The sequence below is a fragment of the Methylophilus sp. TWE2 genome (genome assembly GCF_001183865.1).
Taxonomy (GTDB): Bacteria; Pseudomonadota; Gammaproteobacteria; order Burkholderiales; family Methylophilaceae; genus Methylophilus.
In genome coordinates, this window is record NZ_CP012020.1 from 1,118,270 (window position 1) to 1,140,160 (window position 21,891).

General features: G+C 45.7%; 17 protein-coding genes. 8 read left to right on the plus strand and 9 right to left on the minus strand.

Features of this window, described 5'->3' with window-relative positions; all coding sequences use genetic code 11:
• Nucleotide 1 precedes the first annotated feature (1 nt).
• From ACJ67_RS15175 to ACJ67_RS05440, 6 genes are all read right to left on the minus strand, one after another.
• Nucleotides 2-454, minus strand: a complete 453-nt coding sequence (locus ACJ67_RS15175; RefSeq protein WP_049638194.1) for an acyltransferase — start codon at nt 452-454, stop codon at nt 2-4.
• A gap of 4 nt (nt 455-458) precedes the next feature.
• Nucleotides 459-1,442 carry a glycosyltransferase family A protein gene (locus ACJ67_RS05420; RefSeq protein ID WP_049638195.1) on the minus strand — a complete coding sequence of 328 codons (984 nt, stop codon included), beginning with the start codon at nt 1,440-1,442 and terminating at the stop codon, nt 459-461.
• Nucleotides 1,439-6,394, minus strand: a complete 4,956-nt coding sequence (locus ACJ67_RS05425; RefSeq protein ID WP_049638196.1) for a tetratricopeptide repeat protein — start codon at nt 6,392-6,394, stop codon at nt 1,439-1,441. Before ACJ67_RS05425 ends, ACJ67_RS05420 begins: the two co-directional genes overlap by 4 nt.
• 22 nt (nt 6,395-6,416) lie before the next feature.
• Nucleotides 6,417-6,998: a prepilin peptidase gene (locus ACJ67_RS05430; RefSeq protein ID WP_049638197.1), complete on the minus strand. Its 582-nt coding sequence runs from the start codon at nt 6,996-6,998 to the stop codon at nt 6,417-6,419.
• Between the two features lie 78 nt (nt 6,999-7,076).
• Nucleotides 7,077-7,412 carry a Flp family type IVb pilin gene (locus ACJ67_RS05435; protein ID WP_049638198.1) on the minus strand — a complete coding sequence of 112 codons (336 nt, stop codon included), beginning with the start codon at nt 7,410-7,412 and terminating at the stop codon, nt 7,077-7,079.
• Between the two features lie 1,011 nt (nt 7,413-8,423).
• Nucleotides 8,424-8,690: a GIY-YIG nuclease family protein gene (locus ACJ67_RS05440; RefSeq protein ID WP_231587262.1), complete on the minus strand. Its 267-nt coding sequence runs from the start codon at nt 8,688-8,690 to the stop codon at nt 8,424-8,426.
• Between the two features lie 903 nt (nt 8,691-9,593).
• On the opposite strand from ACJ67_RS05440, the gene ACJ67_RS05445 reads away from it, so the two are divergent.
• Genes ACJ67_RS05445 through ACJ67_RS05480 form a run of 8 tightly spaced genes read left to right on the plus strand, consistent with a single transcriptional unit; the run spans nt 9,594 to nt 18,156 of the window.
• Nucleotides 9,594-11,927, plus strand: coding sequence for a type II and III secretion system protein family protein (locus ACJ67_RS05445; RefSeq protein WP_049638200.1), 2,334 nt, complete (start codon nt 9,594-9,596; stop codon nt 11,925-11,927).
• Between the two features lie 31 nt (nt 11,928-11,958).
• On the plus strand, nt 11,959-12,693 hold the full coding sequence (locus ACJ67_RS05450) for a hypothetical protein (protein ID WP_049638201.1): 735 nt from the start codon (nt 11,959-11,961) through the stop codon (nt 12,691-12,693).
• Between the two features lie 18 nt (nt 12,694-12,711).
• Entirely contained in the window at nt 12,712-13,341 is a 630-nt protein-coding gene (locus ACJ67_RS05455) for a M48 family metallopeptidase (protein ID WP_049638202.1), read from the plus strand.
• Complete coding sequence (locus tag ACJ67_RS05460) at nt 13,342-14,541, plus strand: P-loop NTPase (RefSeq protein WP_082163920.1); 1,200 nt, start codon at nt 13,342-13,344, stop codon at nt 14,539-14,541.
• Nucleotides 14,542-15,927, plus strand: a complete 1,386-nt coding sequence (locus ACJ67_RS05465) for a CpaF family protein (protein WP_053092886.1) — start codon at nt 14,542-14,544, stop codon at nt 15,925-15,927.
• Between the two features lie 41 nt (nt 15,928-15,968).
• Nucleotides 15,969-16,916, plus strand: a complete 948-nt coding sequence (locus tag ACJ67_RS05470) for a type II secretion system F family protein (protein WP_049638204.1) — start codon at nt 15,969-15,971, stop codon at nt 16,914-16,916.
• 4 nt (nt 16,917-16,920) lie between these two features.
• Nucleotides 16,921-17,781 (plus strand): type II secretion system F family protein, encoded by an 861-nt coding sequence (locus tag ACJ67_RS05475; protein WP_049638205.1) that lies wholly within the window; start codon nt 16,921-16,923, stop codon nt 17,779-17,781.
• 6 nt (nt 17,782-17,787) lie between these two features.
• Nucleotides 17,788-18,156 carry a DUF192 domain-containing protein gene (locus tag ACJ67_RS05480; RefSeq protein WP_053092887.1) on the plus strand — a complete coding sequence of 123 codons (369 nt, stop codon included), beginning with the start codon at nt 17,788-17,790 and terminating at the stop codon, nt 18,154-18,156.
• Here the strand turns inward: ACJ67_RS05480 and ACJ67_RS05485 are convergent, their stop codons facing one another.
• The 3 genes from ACJ67_RS05485 to ACJ67_RS05495 form a co-directional block, all read right to left on the minus strand.
• On the minus strand, nt 18,157-19,179 hold the full coding sequence (locus tag ACJ67_RS05485; protein ID WP_049638206.1) for an SAF domain-containing protein: 1,023 nt from the start codon (nt 19,177-19,179) through the stop codon (nt 18,157-18,159).
• 27 nt (nt 19,180-19,206) lie between these two features.
• Nucleotides 19,207-20,751: a TadE/TadG family type IV pilus assembly protein gene (locus tag ACJ67_RS05490; protein ID WP_156171649.1), complete on the minus strand. Its 1,545-nt coding sequence runs from the start codon at nt 20,749-20,751 to the stop codon at nt 19,207-19,209.
• Between the two features lie 81 nt (nt 20,752-20,832).
• Nucleotides 20,833-21,528, minus strand: a complete 696-nt coding sequence (locus ACJ67_RS05495; RefSeq protein WP_049638208.1) for a glycosyl transferase — start codon at nt 21,526-21,528, stop codon at nt 20,833-20,835.
• Nucleotides 21,529-21,891 lie beyond the last annotated feature (363 nt).

The window sequence follows — 21,891 nt, forward strand, 5'->3', positions numbered from 1 at the left end:
GCTAAATTGATTTTGCAGGGTTACCAATCACTGTTATGCCATCTGGCACATCTTTGGTCACGACTGATCCTGCGCCAACTACTGCGCCAGCACCAATCGTGATGCCTGGCAATATCACAGCACCGCCGCCTATACTGGCCCCTTTTTTAACGGTGGTTTTGAGTAGTGCAAAGTTTTTATTTTTAGACTTTGGATACTTGTCGTTAGTAAAAGTAACATTCGGGCCAACAAACACATCATCTTCCAACGTAATGCCGTTCCAAATGTAGTTTCCGCTTTTAATGGTGACTCTATCGCCTATGACTGCGCCGCCTTCAATCAAGCAATGTGCATTGATGTTGCAATCTTTGCCTATGACAGCATTTGCTAAAATCACGCAAAATTGCCAAATGGTGGTGCCTTCTCCAATGAGTTGGCTTTGGCAATCAGTCGTTGGGTGGATTGTTGCGTTCATAGTCTTATAAAAGTTTTATGGTTAAGTCACCGTCGATAATTTCTTGTACTTTAATTTCTTTCAAATACGCGTTCCAAAGTGCTAAAAAGGCATCTTTAAAGTTTGAACTATAGTGAGTATGACTGTTGAAAAGGTTGAGCATGGTGATACCCAACCTGTCCTGGCTAAAGCGCATTTGTACTTTAGACTTGATTTTAGTAATCAACCCCCAAAGCTGTGTTTCTGAAATCCAGGCTTGCTCATAAGAGGCTATGCCTAGCGCGATCCAGGCGTAATGAGAGCATTTAATAGAGTCGTTTTGGGTGTTTTGGGTATTTTGCTCACCATGAACTCTAAAAAAACCCAGCGGAGCAGGTATCCAAATGCCAGCTTGTTTTATACAGGCATGAATAAAGCTACCCATATCGTCGATACCAAAGTAGCTGATACCATGAATGCTTGGGTCAAGAATAAGTTTTGCCGCCTCACTTCTATAAACTGCATGGCTATATTCACCCAGCTTATTTGTTCCCTTTGAAACCAGGTGGTGGGCGATGTTTGCTGCACTAAAGTCCTGCTCAAAGGCTTTGCTTGTTGCGTAATCCATGGTTAGCGCAAAGGGCTGCCCTTGCTTGTTGGCGTTCCAGCGGGCGCTGACAGAAACAAGTGCATTCGATTTTTGATGTTCGCGGATGTGTGTTTCATAAAAGGTAGGATAAATCACATCATCATCCAGCAGGATGTGAAAATAGTCACTGCTGTTGGCATAGTTTCTAACGAGGTTGAATATATTGCTGTATCCGCCCTGCTGGGGGCCTCTTATCACCGTCACATTGAGTTGCTGAGTCAGCTGACTAAGCTGTTTGCTTTGTATAACCTGAGTCACAATGCCATCTGGGCTGTCATCCGACACGATGACTTTAAATTGCTTATAGGTTTGAGTAGCTAACGAATGAAGCAACTCATCGATAAATGTGGGTTTATAAGCAGGAATTAAGGTTGTGATCATGCCAGTTTTTCCAACAGTGCTTGCCAGCCGTTGTTCTGGCTGGTGAGCATCCAGTTTGTTTGTACTTCTTTTTGTGCGTTAGCACCTATTTGTTCACGTAGCGTTGGGTTGTCGATCAGCGTTTGAATTGCTTTTACCCAGCTGTCTGTGCTGTTGTTGACCAGTAGCCCTGTTTCACCATCCACCACGCTTGTATTGTAGCTCTCAACATTTGAGAACACGGCAGGCACGCCTAAAAAGCCAAACTCTAAAAACTTGAGGTTACTGATACAACGGTTAAATGGGTTGCCTTCCAAGGGTACCAATGCGATGTCCAACGCTAATTGTGCCAGTCTCTTGGCGTGCGTGGGATAGTGGTAATTGGTGCTATAGCTTTCAAAGCAAGCACATGCTGGAATAGCACTCATCAGATTCACAGCGGATTCGCCATAAGCGACCCAAGTTACGCCGGGATAGATTGCCGCAATGGTTGCGATAGCTGAGTTAATCAACGCAAAATCATCGCGGTGATTTGCTCCCCCCACCAAACCAATACGCAAACTTGTTGGTGTTTGCTGTGACCTGGTTTTCGGTTCAGCTTGCCATAGTTTGGGGCTTAGCATGTTAGGGATAATTTCAACATGGCCATAGGCAGCAAATTCGTTAGCCAAGGCCTGAGTCGAAACAGTAATCACATCGGCCATTTGCGCGCACTCCATCATAGCTGGCGCTTTTGCGCGGTGAAATGCCTTGGGATGGTTTTCTGGCAATAAATGAAATGCGTCATCTGTTTCGTAGATGATGGTTTTGCCCAGCTGCTTCAGCTTGCGGATAAGCGGCAGCGTTTCTGCGGTGGCGGCGTCACGCTGCACAATAATGATCTTACGCATCTGCAAAGTTTCAAAATCTATTTGCAGCTTGTTCTGTGCATTGAGTCCACTGGCAATACGCGCACTGTAATGTTCCAGCATCCCCAATGGCTCAATCAGTCGTATTGCAATGGAGGGTAGGGCTGGTGATTGCGTCGTCAGGATGGCTACTTCTTTTACAGGAGTCGCGTGGTCGGCGCTATTACTCATTGGTTTATCGCCAGGGGGCGGGTTGCTGATGCAGTCTTGCCATTGTCCGCTAATCACATCAGGGCTGAAGCGTGATTGAATGGCTTGTTGTCCAAGTGCAATCCGCTCAATGACAGCTTGTGGGTGCTCAAGGCACCATGTAATCCCTTGAATGATGTCTTCGCCTACCCATGCGCTATCGGCAAAGGCTTCGTACGCGGGAAGGCGCCCGGCCACCACCATACGCCCTGCCCATAGCGGTTCCAGTAAGCGATTAGGGCTTTTGGCATTTTTTAACTCAGTACTCAGCGTAGGAATAATGACTAAATCACATTCTTGTATGGCTTGCTTTGTTGCCTCAGCCGACCACGCCACGTATGTCACTTGCAAGCCTGTTGGGACAATGGTGGCTAAATCTGCCGCGCCATTGGGTAACTGGGTGACGACGGTGAGCGTTAAGGGCTGTTGTTTGGCGTATTGGGCAAGGCCAGGTAAACATGCGCGCAAAGTGTCTATATTCACCGCATGCCCAAACCACAGCAGTTTTAGTGGGTGGCTCGGTGCAAAACAAGGCTTTGCTTGCGTCAATTCTACCGGATCGGAAATGACATAATCGGCGGGGCGTCCACGCGCACCTAACGCTTCATTTAATTGCGCGGTAGATGCCACCACGACATCTGCCAGCTGCAGCAGGGCGAGTTGAACAGGGCCACGTTGTGGATGATCCAGATGGTTATCGCAATAATCGACAATCAGTTTTGCGCCACGCGCTTTAGTATCTTCCGCCAGCTTGATGGCAAAAGGCGTAAAGACCTTGGAAATCACTACCGTATCGCCTGCAGCAGGGGGCTGACCTTGCCAGCCGCCCATCAATTGGGCTTCGTTTTCATACACATACGAAGATTGCCAGCCACGTTGCAAGAGTCCCAAAGAGGGTTGAATGACTCGATAGCGTGTGCTGGCCAGGACAGAACTTGGTTGACCTGCGCTGGTATCCACTTTGCCAGCACTGACCCAGATAATCCGCTTTGTAGGTGAGCCGGTTGGTGTTGGCTGAGTCTTCACGACGGTAGCGGCTAATTTTCTGCCATATTTCTGTATTAAGTCTTGCTCTAGTTTTTGTAAACTGGGGTCCCAGCCTGCAAGGCTGTCCTGACGATACACTTTGCTGCCTTCAAACCAAAGTGAACCGGCGCCTTCATAACCCCAGCGCCAGTCGCCGCCTGGGTTTTGTACCAGCACGCGTGAGCCCAAGCCCAACCCTGCGCGCAAATGCATATTGGTATTGGATACGCCGATGTTTTCATCCAGCAACGAGAGTAACGCAATCAGATCTTCCAGATCGTCGGTGAGTCCCGCGGCATCATGCACAGGTGCCTGCAACAGCTGCTCAAATCCACGCAAATCGCTCAGCATCACATTACGTTGCAGAGAGATAAACGTGCCTTGCACGCAGGATAACGCCTTGGCAAACGGCGCCGGGTCTATTTCTTTGGATAATTTGCCAAAGGTAAGAGCAGTTTTATCGGCAATGGCACCCGCGCGCCAATTAAAGCCAATGTAGGGGCCAGGGCCAAGTGAGGCCAGCCAGGCTGACCATTTTTGAATCAGATCTTCGCGCGCATTTAACACTAACGGCGGCGCAATATCGGGGGCACCGAGATGTTGCACTGCAATTGGCAACTCATTGACCCAAAAGCTTATGTCAAATGCATCACTATTCGGTGCAGGTTGATCATCCGCCAAAATGCAATGTGCGAGGTCAAGACGTTTCAGCACAGGGGCCAGTTTTTTGCCAGCCCAGTAAGTGACCTCTCCACCAGCTTCTGTCAGCCATGGCAGATAGCGTAAAAAGGTGAGCTCATCTCCCAAGCCCATGTCTCGTTTAATCAATACCTTGGCGTTCTGGTACTCTGCATAGGGCGAAGGGCAAACATAATCAGTGATGCGGCCTTCAAGCCGTGCCTCTCTTCGCGCCGTGCTGAACTTGAAACCACTGTTGGCATGGCCAACTTTTAATTTTGCACTGCCCAGATAACTACTTACCTCAAGATGATTGGGATCGTATTTTAAATAGGCTTCGTAATCAGCAATGGCTTCGTGAAATCTGTTTTGCTGGAGATATAAATAAGCGCGTGATGGCAAAAGCGCAAATTGTTGCGATATATTTGGCGACGCGAGATAAGGAGCTAGCAGTCTTTCTGCCTCATCATAATGTCTGCCATGCGTCAACACCCTTGCCAAATTGGCAAGAATTGTCTTGTCCTCAGGTGCGGCGGCGTGTGCTTGTTTGAGCAGTTGTATCGCCATCTCCGTTTTTAAATCGAGGTGCGCAGCCCATCCCAGCAAGTGTAACAAGTCAGGATGGTTGGCATGCTCTGCCATTTGGGCTTGTGCAATCTTGATGGCTTCTGGCAATTGACGTTTTCTTAAGTGCTCCCAGGCAGGCATTAAGGCTTGTTTCAAGCGTTTGCTAGCGCGTTCGCTTTGTTGCGCCTGTTTGGCAGGTGAGAGAGGTGGTTCAGCGGTGATTTCTACAGGCTCTTGCTTGGATGTGCACTCCCCAAATAACGATTCCGTGACGGCTTGCAATGCCTGGTGCCAATCACCGTTATCAGACTGACGGTACACTTCGGCGTTTGGGTACCATGGACTATTGCCATGGGGCAACCAGCGCCAGTCCTGCCAGGGTTGATTGACCAGCACCCGCATAGGTTTGCGTAGTGATTGACGAATATGCACATTAGTATTCGGTACCGTTACATAATCATCCACCAGACTCATCAGCGCCAGCATATCTTGTAGCTGATCATTGCAGGTTGAAAAATCAGCAAATTCACGCCCCAACCCTTTTCTGAATGCAGCCTTTTCATCTGGTTCGGGGACGCGTTGCACCGAGATAATTGTGCATGCTTTGTCTGCAAATAGAGCGCCCATTGCTTCAGGGTCGATATGTTTATGGTAGCGCCGAATCCCTTTATCCAGTCGGCGCCCTCGCGCGCCTGCACGCCAGGTGACAGCCACATAAGGTGCAGGGCCAATGGCCGAGAGTTTCTTCTGCATTTTTGCTACTCTGGCCGGGTCTGGTGTCAGTGGCAAAGCTTCTGCAATCGGCTCACAACCGCGTTGTATCGCTGCCAGGGGTAAGTCCCCCATATTGAGCCAGAATGCACCGTGCGGAATGCTCAGGTCTTCTTTGACTGAGGCAAACAGACCAGTTGCATTCAATAAAGCTTTGGTTTTTTTATCGGTTTTAAGGTGCAGGCGGAAGCCTTGTTGCACTAAATGCGCTGCAAACCGCAAGTAAAAGAGCGTGTCTCCAGGACCTTCTTCGTTTTTGAGATAAATCTCGCAGGGTTGCGCAAACTGCAAAGCCGGACATCGGCTGTTTGCAGTGAGATTTTCTGCGCGACCGGTAAACCATGCAAATCCAGAGGCAATCTGCAATTGCATGAGCTGGCAAAAAGCTACTGTTGAATCCCAGGCCATTAAATGTGGTTTCAAAGCAACGGCTTTTCGGGCATTGTTTTCGGCGGCATCAAATTGATTGAGCGCTGTTTGAATTGCTGCCAGTAACCCATGTGCTTCCGGAGAGGAACCAAATCTTTTAATGCAATCCGTGACAGGGGCGAGAGCGGCTTGAGCATGACCTGAGAGCAAAAGAGCTTCAGCCATATCTCTCAATCTACGCTCTGTGACCTCTGCATCCAGGGCTTTTTGCAGTAATGGCAAGGCAATGTCATGGCGATAATCCCGGCTGGCAATCACCCCAAGCACATGCGCCACCTCAGGCGAATCTGGTGCTATTTGAGAAGCTTGTTTTGCCAGCTCAATGGCATGGCTGGATTCTGATTTGAAAATTCGTTGCCAAGCCTCTTCCAGCAAAGTGTTGAGAAGTTTCCCGGTTGTACTCATGCTGCACTTTCTGTTTTAACGGTTAGGCACCCAGATAACGATGCAAGTGCAGATGCAACTGCTCTAAACAGACCAGAATCGTGCCTGCTGCCAGGGCTATGCCGTATGGCATTGCTACCGCGCCTTCAGAACGCAGATCCCAGCCAAACTCTCTAAAACCAGTTAAATAGGCTGAGCGTGCCATAAATTTGATGTTGTACCACATATGTCCTAGCCCGCCGATGCGCCATGCCAATGCCAGTGCCCAAACGCCGCCGGCCATGGCACCAATCAGTAAAGAAAGAATCGCGCCTTTGGGGCCAAGCAACAAACCAATCACCGCCATAAACTTGACGTCACCCGCGCCCACCTGTTTATGTTTGTAAGGGAAATAAAGTGATAATCCGCCAATCAGCATACCGATGACAGAAACCATCAGTCCTTTGATGACGAATTTGAACGGGAACAGAACAAACATGGCGATAAAGACAATCGCCTCCAGGCTGATGGCCGCCAGCAAATAGTTATTAGGAATTTTGCGATAGCGATAATCGCTCCAGGCCACTGCCAGAGATAAAACAATGGTGATGATGAGCAGCGTAATCAGAAACAATTCAGATGACATAACGATCCAGTGTATTTGGTCCAGAAGCAGTAACGCCGCCTTGCGGCGGCGTTAAGTTCACGATAACACGTAAAACAATTAGTCGTCCAGACCCAGAACAGCGTCGGAACCCAATGTGTTTTGCATGTTTTCACTCAGCAAACCAGCTTCGTCGAAACCTGCACCTGAGTCAGCGTTAGTTGACAAGCTTACCAGGCCGTCTGCTTCCAGACGAACGATGTTACCAGTACCGATTTCAGTGAATTCACCGCCTGGCAAGTGGTTAGCCATCCATGCATACAGGTCAGCTGTTTTGTCACCCAACTGAACAACTGCGATGTAAGACACGGCTGCAACAGCACCCAATGTTACACCGTATTCAACCATAGATTGGCCTTCTTCGTCTTGCAGGAAGCTTTTTACGTTTTCGATCATTTTATTCTCCAAAAAGATAACCACCCAATAAAAATTAAAGTCTCATAAACTATGTGCGGGTGTTGCCACATAACTCATGTTTTATCGTTATTGGGGAGGATGGCAACATCCCGACACACGGTTATCTTTTTGGAATAACACTCACCCCGGCGTGTGTACTGCCATTAATGCAAAGGGTGTGCCAACTTTTGTTTTTGAGGTTTATTTCTGATTATAATTAAATAAAAACAATGACTTATTTTGTAATGGCTAGTTTTTTTGCGTCAAACCTCCTTCAAGGTGGATGATATGAAAGGTGGTTTATTCTAGCCAAAATGGTGGTTGTGGTTGTGGTTGTTGATGCGTTTTCATCCATTTGACCAGGGTCTTTCTTGATCTTCGTTCCGTGCATGAGCGTGCCCCGTACCACGATATGTGGAAATTCTGTGCCTTGCAGGCCCGTCATTCCACACTTGATGTGGAGTCCAGTGTCTTTGGTATGTCATGGAGGTAACGACGCTGGATTCCGTTTTACAACGGAATGACGGCTAGGGTGCTGGATACCAGCGTTCGCTGGTATGACGAGAAGCTGCCATTCAGCACTTGACTTGAGTCTGCCCCGTACTTCGATACGGGGGAATCCAGTGTCTTTGTAATGTCATGGGGCTAACGCCGCTAGATTGCGTTTTGAAAATGAATGACGGCTGGTGAGCTTGACACCTGTGTTTGCTGGAATGACGACACTCATCATTCATTCTGTACTTGATAAAGAATCAAGTTTCTTTTGTGTTGGAGTTAACGCCTCTGGATTCTGTTTTGCAACGGAATGACAGTTTCGCCAGTCGATAGTGGCCTTCGCCGGTATATCATGCTATGACGTCATTCCGAACTGAGATTCGGAATCTAGAGTCTTTTTCCTCGTCATTCCTTGCCTGGACAAGGAATCCAGTGTCTTTCGTATTTTCGGTAACATCGCTGGATTCCGTTTCACAACGGAATGACAGCTGGGCAGTTGGATGGGCTAACACTAATTTATAAAAGTCCCTCATACAAATCATTCCAATATGGATTGGTCGTTTCAATGAGTTCGACTTTCCACTGTCTTTTCCACGCTTTGAGTTGTTTTTCACGTGCAATGGCAGCCTGCATGGTGGTTGCCTGCTCATACCAAACTAAATGATGTACATGATATTTTTTAGTGAAGCCATCAATTAAATTCGATTTATGGTCCCATACACGTTTTACCAGGTTTGAGGTTACGCCAACATACAGTGTGCCGTTTCTTTGGCTGGCTAGCATGTAGACACAAGGTTGCATGGGCGTTCGAAAGCTTTTTGAGAGTGCATAATATTAACTTTTTATTGGTTCATAGTATATGAGATGCTTCGCACGCAAATCTTCTACCGCTTTTGAGGTACTTTTGAACGATGCTGGATACCAGCTTCCGCTGGTATGACGAGAACCTGTCATTCCACACTTGACTTGAACCTGCTCCGTACCACGATAAGAGGGAATCAAGTGTTTTTTTCCTTCGTCATTCCTTGCGCCGACAAGGAATCCAGTGACTTTGGTGTGAGGGTTTAGCGCCGCTGGATACCAGCTTTTGCTGGTATGACAACCTCCTCCCTCGAGCTGTACTAGACGTGAGCCTGCCCCTTGCTTCGACAAGGTAGAAATCGAGCATTTTCTTGAATTTGAGATCAAACCTTCAGCTATCTAACGGGTAGATATCTGGCAGTTGAAATATTGCAATTTTGACCTGCCTTTTAACTAAAGTTTTGCCGCTGACTGCCGAAATTATTGTTAAGCGCTTTGCTTAATCGATAATAAAGAAAGGTAAGCCATGGCAGTCATAGAGCAAGCAATTTTGAGTTCAGGTATTATCGCTACTGCGATTTGGTTAGGTGGAAGTATGGCGGATTTATTTGCTAACATTTTCGAATTGCCATTTTTCAAATAATTTCAAAAATGGTTTATTTCAGCCACACATGGTGGTTGAAATAAACCTTTCCTAATCATTTGACCATGAATAATTAGCATGGTCATGCGCATCATTCCTTAGAGTTAGCCAATTATGCTATCTTTCAGCCTGCAAAAATTCACCATCCGCCGTGTTTGATTAAAAAAACGTTTATTACTGTTGTTTGGTATGAAAATTGCATACTCAACACGAATTTTATCTAAAAGAAATATAAAGCAATAATGTATCCTAGACTGGCTTGTTTTGTTTTTTTGATGTTCGCACTGTTGGGTGTAGTGCATGCTAAAAATGTTTCGACGATTTATGTTGAGGCAGGCTTTTCTGTTCCAGTTCAGTTGCCCGAACCGGCAACTACCATTGCCATAGGCAATCAAGAGATCATTTCAACCAGTACGCTTAAGCCAGATTTGATCATTGTTAATGGTCAGACTGCGGGCGCAACCTCAATCACGGTGTTTGGCCGCAGCGGCAAGCTCTATGAGTATAGGGTACAGGTAGGTAACGATATTACCCAGTTGCGGTCAATGATTCGCTCACTTGAAAAAAATGTAACCGTGGAAGATTTAAACGGGACTATTGTGCTCAAAGGCACAGTTTCTAATCCTACCGCACTTATCAGAGTGCTTACCTTGGCAGATCGTTTTGTGACCGGCAACAATTCATTGCCCGATTTTTCTGTGATCAGTGATCGTGGTGGTGTTTTGTCAGGGAACCTGCAAGAGTATGAAACCGGAGTGAATGAGGAGATTAGCGGAGTTTCTCCTGACCCAAGGTTATCAATTCCAACAATACCGCTAGCGGGTGGGGCTGGCGCAGGTGGCGCAGGCGGCGGGGGAGCAGGTGCAGGCGGTGGTGGCGCAGGCGGCGGTGGTTTGCGCGGTGGTGGCGTAGCCGGGGCTTTGCGCCAGCCACTGATGCCGATTAAAGGGAATTTGGCGCAAAATATATCTCGAGGCGAAATCGTGGTTGTTGGTAATGGACGCGTGATGAGCCTGATCAAAGTCGCCAAACAACCTAAAGTTGAAATTCAGATGCAAATTATCGGGATTGATCGTAATAAAACCGATTCATATGGGCTGGATTGGCGCTTGGATACCCAGTCAAATGGGCGTGTTGTTACGGTTGGGAGTGTAATGGGCGATGTCTCGCCATCTGGAGGCAATAGTCCGGATCAACTCGCAAATAACGGTTTCGATCCTGGAAATTCTTCAATATTTGCTTTCGTAAATAATCCTGGCAAGTATGCTCTGTCAGCATTTATGCGCTTTTTGCAGCAAAAAGGGGCAGCAAAAACACTTTCCAACCCTTTGGTAACAGCTGTTAGTGGCGAGTCGGCAAGCTTTCTTGTTGGTGGGAATATTCCAATTCCCGTGCAAACTCAGACTGTGAACCAAGTCACTGCTACAACAGCTACGAATGTGCGCTTTATTCAGTTTGGCCTTAAATTGATTGTGAGACCGACTGTACTAGAGAACGGCAAAATTTCAATTGTTTTGGATCAATCTATTTCTGAACCTGATTATTCTCAGTCAATTACACTGCTTGGTGCCAGAATTCCTGGCTTCAATCAGAGAAGTGTAAGCACGCTGACCGAATCTGCAAGTGGGGAAACGTGGGCGGTCGCTGGCTTACTTTCAGAGGAGAATACGCGAAACCTCTCCCAAATTCCATGGTTATCTAAAGTGCCAGTGCTTGGATGGTTGTTTAAAAACAGCAGTGACGCCAAAACCAGAAATGAATTAATGATTCTTGTGAATGCAAGAGTTATTGAGGGTGACAACAACACCAAGACCAGTTTTGAGGGTGAAGGTGATTTGGCCCCTTCAGATAATGGCGGAAGTGCTGAACAGGATAACATTCCACTACCCGAGGAGGGTGGGCAGCTTAACAAGTCTGTCAATGTTAACGAAGAGCCAAGAAAATCTAGATTAAACACTGGCAATACTAATGATCAGGTTCGTTCTTTGGACTTACCTGAAGTCATCGCACCTCCCGTTAATAGGGGCCCCAAAAAACCTAAATACAAAGAGCAGCCTCCAGCTGAGACTGGTGAGTCATATATAAATCAGGATTCGTTGGCCATTTACTCACCGGTTATCAAGGATTTACTGTCAAGACCTTTGCCTCGTGCGGGTCAAGAGCATCAGGTCGTTGCAACAAGCGCCAAGCTGATTGGTATTGAGGGAAAACTCATTTCTTATGAGGAGTTTCCTAATCCTGTCTTTGCCAACAATGAGCAAATCCAGAGTCCTGCTGAAAACAAGCCCGGTGTAGATGGCACTGTGACTGATATCAACCAATATAGCTTGACGTCAGTAAATCAGTTTTCTGACAGTCATTTTAAAAATGACCAGCTTCATGTTGAAATGGCTAACGGCTCTGCGTGTTCTGGCTTTTCTACCAACCATTTAGGCTCGGGTAGCACATTGGCTGGTCACTGGATGGCAGGTTTGATATTTACTCCGATTCACGCAAAAATCATGAACGATTCGGACGGCACGTACACTGCTCCAATTTTTGCACAGGGCTTTGAAGCATTGAGTGCAAAAAAATGACCGATATGCATTATTAATTATGTGAGCCCATATGACTGCTTTAGGTAAATATTTAAATCAACTCTCTTTAACCAGAATTTTGCTTTCGTTATTTCTGTTGTTTCTTGTGGCAGCCTGTACGCAGCAACCTGTCCTTCCAAGTAACCCTGCTGCACCCATGCCTGAGAACGTCTCTTTTGAAGATCAAACACAGAAGCAAATACAATCATCAAGGCAGTGGCAAATCGTGGCTGAAGATATGGCCGAGCAGCTTGCACAGACTATTCAGCATAATAACTGGACCAAAAGTACATTCCATGTATTTCCACAGTCAAAGCCAACGACGTTTACCCGGGCATTTAATGATTTTTTGATTACCTCTTTAGTGAATAAAGGGGTGAAAGTCACTACTGTCAAAACAGCCAGTCGCGTTTTTAATTATAAAATTCAGCTGGTTGAGTATAATTCGCTCAGGAGTACGATGCTGAGTGAAAACTATAAATTCAGTAGTCTGGCTGCAGGGGTTGTGGTCGCGCGAAATATAGGTGAAGTATTGGGAGTGGACGGAACACTGTTGGCAGGTGGTGTTGCACTTGACGCTGCAGATTTGAATTTTGCGCCAAATCTTGAGGTTATCATTACTTCCTCAATTGTAGAAAACAATGTTTTTGTCCTGCGGACAACAGATATTTATTATGCAAATCGCGCGGACAAGCATTTATACATTCCAGCAAATTCACAGCGTAATACTGACGTGTTCAGTGAGCCTTTCTATCAACTGAAATAATATTGAATCAATGTGATAATGAATAAAAAGAAATGGTTAATTGCAGGGGTGCTAGTATTTATTGTCTTCTTTAGCATCACGTTTATAAAAAACTGGAGTGTTGCTGTATCTGGTAACCTCGTTGAAAAGTATGCTCCTGTGATCAAGCGATTAAAAAATGATCCCAAATCAGCGCGTATTCAATGCCCAGAAATGATTACGAAGTTAGAAAAAAGTTTGCCAGAACTGGCGCTAAGTAAAGACAAACTTCAAAAACCGCGCGCGCAAAAGTTGATTGCCGATTGTGCCTTTGCAATCGGTGATTATGAAAAGGCGATTGTGTATTTAAAAGCTTTGTACACGCTCGATCCAAATAATGCACAGTGGTATTGGAAGATTGCGGATGCTTACACGCGAGCTGGAAAGTTTGGCGATTCTTTAAATTATGCCCGTCTTTCGACGCAACTTGACCCGCAGAATTTCAAATATAACCTGTTACATGCCAGGATACTTGCAAAGCTTGGGCTAAAAAACAGGGCTGTCACAGCATATGCACAGACAATAAAGGTTGCTCCTTTTGACAAGATTGAGCCAACCAAAAAGGAGTTGGCTCGGTTTCTTGACAGAATCGAAGCTAAAAACGATGAAGATCAAAAGCAGGATGAGTAAATGCGCATTTTGATTATTAGTGCTCATCCAACCTTCCGACAGCAAGTACAGGCTGCATGTCTTAGGTTTGAAAATACTGCAGTCAGTCTCCGAACCGCGGAGTCTATGGGGCAAGGGATAGAGTTGGCGCTCCAGTTTGAGGCTCAGCTTGTTTTTCTTGATTTGACACGAAATCACGAAGCGGGGATGCTCACACTTGAACAGCTATCTCAGGTGAAAAATCGTCTGGTGGCAGTGAGTGCGGATAAGATGGGAACAGATCTTATGGCGCGTGCGATTCGAACAGGCGCTGGTGAGCTGCTTGCACAACCTGTTTCAGATGATGATGTATTTGCGATTATTGAAAAGGCAATGCACCTGCAAAGTGACAATGTTGTGTTGCAGCCGCTACGGTCAGGTAAATCTATCATGTGTTTTTCCAGTAAAGGGGGCGTTGGGAAAACCTCCATGTCCTGTAATCTTGCTGTTATCTTGAGTGAGATTTATGGCGCAGGAAAAATCGCGTTGATTGATGCCAACATTCAAGCGCCTAACGTTGCACCCATGCTCGATTTGCGCCCTGTAAGCTGGCTCAAGGATGCTGTTGCAGAATATAAACGTCTTGATAGCCAGTTGCTTGGTGATTTTATGACTACACATGAGCCGAGTGGTGTACATGTGCTGGCACACAATACTAATGATCCGCTTGGCGTTGACTACACAGAAGATCAACTGACAAAAATTCTATTGGTCGCAAAAGGAACTTATGAGTGGACTGTGGTTGACACATTTCCTCTGCTTTCAAGTTTAAATTTGTCACTCATGGATTTGTGTGACGAAATAATATTGGTGACTGAGGCTGTTGTTCCTTCTTTACGTAGTGCAAAACATAATCTGGAAATTCTTCAGCAGGCTGGCTATGGCGAAAATCGAATTCGTGTTGTTCTGAATAGATTCACTAATTTCGAAGGCAATATTTCACCTGAGTTGTGTGCCGAAGCTTTGGCATGGCCCATCGAGCAGATTATTCCATATGATGTTCACGCAACGATTGCAACAAATGCAGGTAAGCCATACACCCAAATGTATCCTGACAGGCGCATTAGCTCTGCTGTACGAAATTTGGCTGCAAAGATTGCGCAAACAGAGGTCATGGCAGAAACTGTCGAGACATCAATAGAGAAATATTGGCGGCAGTTCAAAAACTGGATGGACATTTAAATGGCAGAAGAACGGCTTGATAGCTTAAGATCAGAGCTCAGAAAGCACGAGACCAATCAATTTAGTTTGCTCTCTGAACGCTTGGTTGCACTCGGTCAAACTACTCTTGAATCCAATCTGCTGGCCGGTAAATCAGTACAGACCACTTCTGCATCCTCTTACTCTGAAGTTCGTCATCGGCTTCACAAGGGGCTCATTGAACTACTCAACCCGCAGGCCGTCAGTGTTGCATCATTAGACCAGATTGAGCTCGCGGTAAAAGAGTATGTTAATAATGCGCTTGATCAGGAAACTGTGCCTCTCAGTAGAATTGAAAGGGGGCGCTTGGTTGAGGACCTTATCTATGAGGTCATGGGGTTGGGTCCTCTTTCACCTTTAATGACTGACCGTACCATCTCGGATATTCTGGTGAATGGGGCCCACAATATTTATGTCGAAAAACATGGGTTGCTGGAGCTAACAGATGTGCATTTTCACGACGATGAGCATTTGATGCTGACCATAGAGCGCATTTTGTCTCGCGTGGGGCGTCGTGTCGATGAGTCCTCTCCGATGGCTGATGCGCGGCTCGCCGATGGTAGCCGTGTCAACGTGATTATTCCACCTCTGGCCCTCAAGGGGCCTACTATGTCCATACGCCGGTTCATGCGTAATATTTTGGATGTGAATGAGTTGGTGGCAGGTGGCTCGATGACCTTTGAGGCTGCGGAGTTTCTCAAGTTGGCAGTGAGAGCTCAGCTGAATATTGTGGTTTCAGGCGGCACTGGGTCAGGTAAAACCACCATGCTGAATTGCTTGTCGCAATACATCGGCGAAGGCGAACGCATTGTCACGATTGAAGACACGGCAGAATTGCAGTTGAATCAACGTCATGTCGTGCAATTAGAGGCAAGACCAGCCAACACGGAGGGGATGGGTTCAGTCACCATACGTGATCTTGTCAAGAACTCTTTGAGGATGCGCCCTGACCGCATTATCGTTGGCGAGGTGCGTGGTGCAGAAGCGCTGGATATGTTACAGGCCATGAATACTGGTCATGATGGCTCCCTGGCAACCCTACACTCAAACAGCCCCAGAGATACGCTTGCCCGTCTTGAAACCATGATGCTGATGGCTGAGCTGGATTTGCCACAACGAGTATTGCGTGAACAGATTGCATCCGCAGTACATCTGATTGTTCATGTGAACCGTTATGCCGATGGTGGTCGCAGGGTTTCAAATATCTCTGAGATTACCGGCCTGGAGGAGGGAACAGTCCTGATGCAGGATATATTTATCACCAAGCGTGAAGGAGATGAAATGGTCATGCGCTCATCCGGCATTATTCCAAATATCCTCAAATTGATGCATGAGCGGGGAGTCGATGTGAGTCATGACTTGTTCTAGACGGATCAATTTTTTTAAAAGCAAAATAGATACATGACACCATGTTAATTTGGGCAATCTTAGTCGGTACATTGCTTGCTTATTTAATTTTTGATTATTTCAAAAGTTACAGGCGTGACAAGGTCATGGAGCGTCTTGATTTTGGTTTCACTTATGAAGAGGATGAATTACCTTCTTTGTGGGATGGCGCAAAGAATTTTCTGCAATTGGGCACTGTGCGACAGCTCTTATTGCAAAGTGCAATTATTCGCGCACTGGATGTGCATCTAAGAAGATCGCAACTTTCAATCAGTCTGCTCCAGGCAATTTTCGTCATCATAGGGCTGACACTGATTTCTTCAGTGTTATGTTACTTTTTATTTAAAAATGCAACGCCAGCAGTGGTTAGCTTGTTAGTCACTCCCATTTTGCTCTGGTGGCTACTGAGTTTTCTGTCTGAAAAGCAACAGAAAAAAATGGACTTGCTTTTACCATCTCTCATCAACAGCATGCTTACTACCATGCGTGCCGGCGGGACGCCTGTCCAGGCACTCCATGCGACATCTAGAAATGCCGCTGAGCCAATGAAAAGTTCAATCACCCACGTACTCAATCAGTTACAACTCGGTCAATCCCCGATTACGGTGTGGAAAGAATGGTCTGATTTCTGGGATACTAAAAGTGCCAGGCTTCTATCAACTGGTATCCGTGTAAAATGGGAGGCTGGAGGGCAGATGTCCTCAGTACTAGAACACATTCTTGAAACGATAGAGTTTAGAAAGAAAATTGAAGTACGCATTAGCACGCTGACTACTCAGGCAAAAATCGGGTCTATTCTTCTCACGGTAATTCCTCCGTTCCTGGTCTATATTCAATACTTACGGACACCTGAGCTCGTGACAGAAATGTTTGAAGATGATGTTGGCCAAAAAATGTATATTTTTGCGGCGACACTCACTATCGTGGGTTTTATTTGGCTACGAAAGTTAGCTAAAGTCAAACTGGAATAAATAGATGGATAATTTCTGGCTTTATTTGCTTTTATTGATTCCGGGAGTATTAGTTGTCTGGTTTATCAGGGCCAGGATGATTAAAAGAAACTTTCGTGAGCGCTTGTTTTTTGGCATACAACCGCTTGAGGAGGACGAACCCCCTGAGATCAGCCTGTCTTCAGGAGATTATGGCCTGGAAGGGGTAGATAGAGCTATCTTTTTCCTAAGTAAGTTTCTTTCAACACCCATCGGATATATCGTTTTATTCGCGCTTGGCGCTTTTATAGGCTTTTTACTCAAGCTGATATTCGGCTTCGAGAAATTTAATACACTCTTGCTAGCGGCACTCATTGGTGTCCTGCTGTTCTCGATGGTTAATATTTTTATTAACCGTAGCAAGCGTAAAAGAAGCCAGCGGATCAGGTATGAACTACCAAACGCATTGCAAAGTATTGTTGCTGTGATGGAGAGCGGTTTGGCCTTTGAATCTGCCTTGCAGCATGTGGTGAGGGAGTCTGGCGTGAGCCATCCACTCTATTTTGATTTGCAAGTAATGATGGATGCCATGCAGCAGGGTAGAAGGCGAAATGATGCCCTTAAGCTTTGGGCAACACGGGCAAATGAAAGGACAGTGACGGATGTTGTCGCTGCCATGATTCAGGCAGACCAGACAGGCGCCGCATTAGGCAGTGTTTTGCGCCATCATGCGACCTCTCAACTGAAGGAAATTGAGGCCGAGCTTCTCAAAAAAGCTGAGCGTATACCCATTTACATGATTTTTCCGATGATGTTTTGCATACTTCCACCCATCATGATTGTGGCAGTAGGGCCAAGCGCAATTCGTATCGTAAGAATGTTTCAGGCGATTATGTCCAAGGCTTAAGGCAATATGAATCACAACCAAAAATCTAGCACGCAGTCTCTTTACAATATCGACGCCGATCAATTAATTGTCAGCCATGTGATAATGGCTAATAATTTTTTTACCAGGCTAAAGGGGCTGATGTTTTGCAAATATCTAGCCCAGGATAGTGCATTACTGATTAAGCCATGCCAGCAGATACACACGCATTTTATGCACTTTCCAATTGATGTATTGTTTTTGAATAATCAATTGGAAGTAGTTCACGTGATTCGGGGAATGAAACCCTGGCGCTTCTCAAAATATATCAAGCAGGCATCATTTGTGATTGAAACCAACGCCGGTGTATCACATTCGGTAGAGGTTGGTCACCGCTTAAAACTAGCTACTGCATAATCATTCATATACCTGGGTTGGATAGTAATCTCTGGAAATGATTTGAACCGGAGCTTGAGCCGTGTCTGAATAGTTCTGGCTCCTGATTGTTCTGTTATCCGGGTTGTAGTTTGGGTTTTTCTCAGCCTGGCTAAACTGTGAGGACCCTGGAACAGTGTTGGTTCTCTTGGTGCCCATAATAATGGCAACCTTGTCAGGGTCTGGCTCCAGCTTCGGAATCCGTGTCGTAATTGATAAGTCCTTTTCAGTCGTTATTTTTTCATCATCAGTAGAGGGTCTGAACACAACACGCATGGTCGCGCCTGCGGCAATCATGAGCGTTGTAACGTGAGCATTCTGCGGCGACATCTGTAGCACTACAAACTCTCTATCCTTCCCTCTCGCAGGCGTTCTCAGCACCTCAGCATCCTCCGCAACAAGAGAGGCTGTCACACCATTATCAATTTTGGCGATACCAGCGGGTTGTCCTCTACGTGGAGGTCTGGCTCCAGGTTGACTGCCCCCAAGATTGGGTGCGCTTGGCGCTGCATCTGTCGCATCTGGGTTAGCACTGATTGCCAGCAGGTCTATATGATCACCCACCTTAAGTGTTCCTATCGCACCGGGGATGGTCATGGCATTGACAATTACAATCCGCTTACCAGGGCTTGCCAGTGCAGAGTACCCGCCTTCAACATTACTCTCAGAGACGTTTTCCTCCTTAAAGTGTGTTGCTGCAAGTATCGGTTTAGTTGCATAGTGCCCAAGAAATTGATCTGGTTTAAGCAAAGCATCTTCAGGCACCTTTTCCGCAGCCTTATAGGCCATGCGTATCATGGAGACATTAATTCTCTCGCCTATATTGATGTTTCTATTGGCGACAGGAACACCGATGCTGCCAGCTGGTGGCGGGTTATTCGCACGGCCTTTATTTGTGTTACCACCTAAAAGCACATATAGCCCCCCCCCGATCAGTAACATAATAATCACTAATATCACTATCATCTGGCGCTGTTGTCTGGCGCGATTATTTTGCTGTGCCATGAATACTCTCTACTTTAATTCCGGTTATTAATTACAAGCACTAATCTGGTTGGTTTCCACATCAACCTCGTAACAACCTCTGAAATCCTTGAATTGTTTGACAGATAACCTGCCATTATTACCCAGCGGCCCAATCTCAGAGTCAATCACGCCGTTTACTTGGCCGTTTAAACTGCCGTTGTTAGGATTGTAAAACAAACTTACAGCGGCTTCGTAATCATCGTCATTCACGTCTATTGCCCTGACACCAAATCCAAGGAAGCCTTCAAAAATCTTACGGTAACGCGTATGAAGTCTAACCTTACTAAACGAGGTGTCACAACTGGAGATGCTTGATAAATCTGGTGTGGGTGAGGTGTTACATTCAATTTGCATTGATGGCCTGAAGTTTTGTAAATCAGCATCCACATTGTTGATGGTGTATTTAAACACCTCACTGGAATCGCTGCCTTTGTTCCAGCGGAAATATCCAGTTGGGCCAATTTCATCAGAGATTAAATCTTGATCTGGACAAATGTTCGTATCATCGCTCATACACATTTTGCCAGGTGGTATTAAGTTGCCATTTAAATCATTTTTGTACATGCCGTACATGGCTTGATTGAGTTTGGGGAGGCCTGCGACAAAATTGTTTTCAAAATCCTCTACTGAGTTTATGGAGGATTGGGGTGGAGTATATCCAGCAACTAGGGTTGATAGACCTGCTGTGATAGTTTGGCAGCTCGCAGTATTAATCGGCAAAGGATTAAAAAGATAAACAACGGATCCAGTTTGAAAGATATGTCTGTTGCCTGTGTTGTCATAGTATTCACGATAGATATATCGATCATTTGGTAACCCGTCATCGTAAATGCCAGCATTGCAGTTTGGCTGTTGAATCAGATTGGAGGCATGATCGCCAATGGCAATTGGTGCTTCTCTTAAAGAGTAATCAAAATAATTTAGCGGTAACTTAGCTAATTTTAAATGCTGCAATAAAATCAACTTATAATATTTTACTGAAGAACTTGCTTCTTCTTTAATGATTGCCTCTGCCTCAGTCAATTCATCATTAGTTAAGCTGTCGTCACCATCAGAATCATATGCATCTAAAACAACATATTCATCATCAGTGTCTGCCTCACTTGTTCTAAATGCATAGGCTTCAAGCACATCGGCTGGTGTGAGTGTAGTGTCAGTCTGAATTGCTGCGATTATTTTTGCATCTAAATATTCGATATAGCTGGCAAATTGTATTGTATACGGTGCAATGTTATCGCATTTAAATCCAGCGGATGGGGTTGAATCAAGAGTGCCCTCATCATTTGCTTTACCATAAAGAGTGTTACAAGTTGTGGATTCAGCGTTTAATGAAGCTGTTAAATTTAAAGAGTACTGCCTTTCAGCATTCAATATATTCAACCTCCGCTGATTCACCTCTGCATATTCATTAATCCCCGTTTTCGCAGCATCGGTATTTTTATAACTGGCCAGGGCGGCCATACCGAGCTCAGCGCCACCAATAAACAATATCGAGAGCACAATAAACAAAATGGCATATTCCACCATGGCTTGGCCACGCTGGAATTGCATTTGGTTGCTGAAAAAGGGATGATTCAAGGCATTCACAGAGTTAATCGACGGGCAGGTGTCTTATATGCAAACAGCTTGATTTCAGGCAGCGTTGTTGATTTCTTCGCGTTGAGAGACATGTAATGCGCGTTGTTTTGCCTGAAACCAGGCTTGCGCGTGCTCGCAGTCTTTATATTCATTAAAGTATGGACCGCCAAGGGTGAAGTGGACCAGAGCGGCACTAGGGTTTGGTTCATTATAGCCCACCAGGTGGTTCCAGCGTGCTGGAATCTCGCCGATCAGGTCGTCGTTTGCCAGCCATTTGAACTGATGTAGTTCCAGGCCGGTGGCGGTATTGACGTAGTCAGGAGACAGGGCTTTACACCTTTTGTTGTTAAACATCATCACGCTTGACCAGTTTTTTTTCTGGTATTTGGTTTGAACGGCATTTAAAAACTTGATATCTTCTTTGGGTTGATGATCATGCTTGACGCACATGACAGCGTAGCGGTCATCACGCATGTTCCACAGGTTGACGATATCTTCAGTCATCAACATGTCGCAATCCATGAAAATACTCCAGCCATCATAAGCTGAAAGATAAGGTGTTAAAAATCTAGAAAAAGAAAATTCGGTGGATTGCAATGGATTACGCTCGCGCTTATAAATAGATTTAAGCTGGGAGAGCATGATTGGAGTGATGCTGACAGGTTGGGAGGCATGCTCGTGAATACTGTGTGATAACACGCTGAATGCACCGACTTCTTTGGGGTCGTAACCTATAAATACATTAATCATTGCTCACTCCAAAACCATTATTTATTTTAGTGAGTAACTAATGCAAAAATTGTGCCCATGCCTGCATGGCTGTTGAGTCCGCGTATTCTGGGATTTGAACGTCTTTTGAGTATATTTTAAGTGGTTTATTTGAGCCTATTGGTTGTATACAGCCAGTTTTATTTTGTGTATGGTTAATGCTTATTCATTCCGTGGCAGGAGTTTGAGTCTGCCCGTAGTGCGATAGGAAGAATGCTATTGTCTTTAAATCTTGCGAAAAGAAACGCCGCTGGATACCGGCTTGCCGGTATGACATCCTCCTCTTCCGTTATTCCGCACTTGATGCGGAATCCAGTGCCTCTAAACGGCTTATGATAAAACCCC

Coding starts and splice junctions, on each gene's coding strand:
- ACJ67_RS05425 (WP_049638196.1), bottom strand. CDS start 6,394: ATGAGTACAACCGGGAAACTTCTCAACACTTTGCTGGAAGAGGCTTGG.
- ACJ67_RS05435 (WP_049638198.1), bottom strand. CDS start 7,412: ATGATCGAAAACGTAAAAAGCTTCCTGCAAGACGAAGAAGGCCAATCT.
- ACJ67_RS05450 (WP_049638201.1), top strand. CDS start 11,959: ATGACTGCTTTAGGTAAATATTTAAATCAACTCTCTTTAACCAGAATT.
- ACJ67_RS05480 (WP_053092887.1), top strand. CDS start 17,788: ATGAATCACAACCAAAAATCTAGCACGCAGTCTCTTTACAATATCGAC.
- ACJ67_RS05465 (WP_053092886.1), top strand. CDS start 14,542: ATGGCAGAAGAACGGCTTGATAGCTTAAGATCAGAGCTCAGAAAGCAC.
- ACJ67_RS05440 (WP_231587262.1), bottom strand. CDS start 8,690: ATGCTAGCCAGCCAAAGAAACGGCACACTGTATGTTGGCGTAACCTCA.
- ACJ67_RS05445 (WP_049638200.1), top strand. CDS start 9,594: ATGTATCCTAGACTGGCTTGTTTTGTTTTTTTGATGTTCGCACTGTTG.
- ACJ67_RS05485 (WP_049638206.1), bottom strand. CDS start 19,179: ATGGCACAGCAAAATAATCGCGCCAGACAACAGCGCCAGATGATAGTG.
- ACJ67_RS05495 (WP_049638208.1), bottom strand. CDS start 21,528: ATGATTAATGTATTTATAGGTTACGACCCCAAAGAAGTCGGTGCATTC.
- ACJ67_RS05470 (WP_049638204.1), top strand. CDS start 15,969: ATGTTAATTTGGGCAATCTTAGTCGGTACATTGCTTGCTTATTTAATT.
- ACJ67_RS05490 (WP_156171649.1), bottom strand. CDS start 20,751: ATGCAATTCCAGCGTGGCCAAGCCATGGTGGAATATGCCATTTTGTTT.
- ACJ67_RS05475 (WP_049638205.1), top strand. CDS start 16,921: ATGGATAATTTCTGGCTTTATTTGCTTTTATTGATTCCGGGAGTATTA.
- ACJ67_RS15175 (WP_049638194.1), bottom strand. CDS start 454: ATGAACGCAACAATCCACCCAACGACTGATTGCCAAAGCCAACTCATT.
- ACJ67_RS05455 (WP_049638202.1), top strand. CDS start 12,712: ATGAATAAAAAGAAATGGTTAATTGCAGGGGTGCTAGTATTTATTGTC.
- ACJ67_RS05420 (WP_049638195.1), bottom strand. CDS start 1,442: ATGATCACAACCTTAATTCCTGCTTATAAACCCACATTTATCGATGAG.
- ACJ67_RS05430 (WP_049638197.1), bottom strand. CDS start 6,998: ATGTCATCTGAATTGTTTCTGATTACGCTGCTCATCATCACCATTGTT.
- ACJ67_RS05460 (WP_082163920.1), top strand. CDS start 13,342: ATGCGCATTTTGATTATTAGTGCTCATCCAACCTTCCGACAGCAAGTA.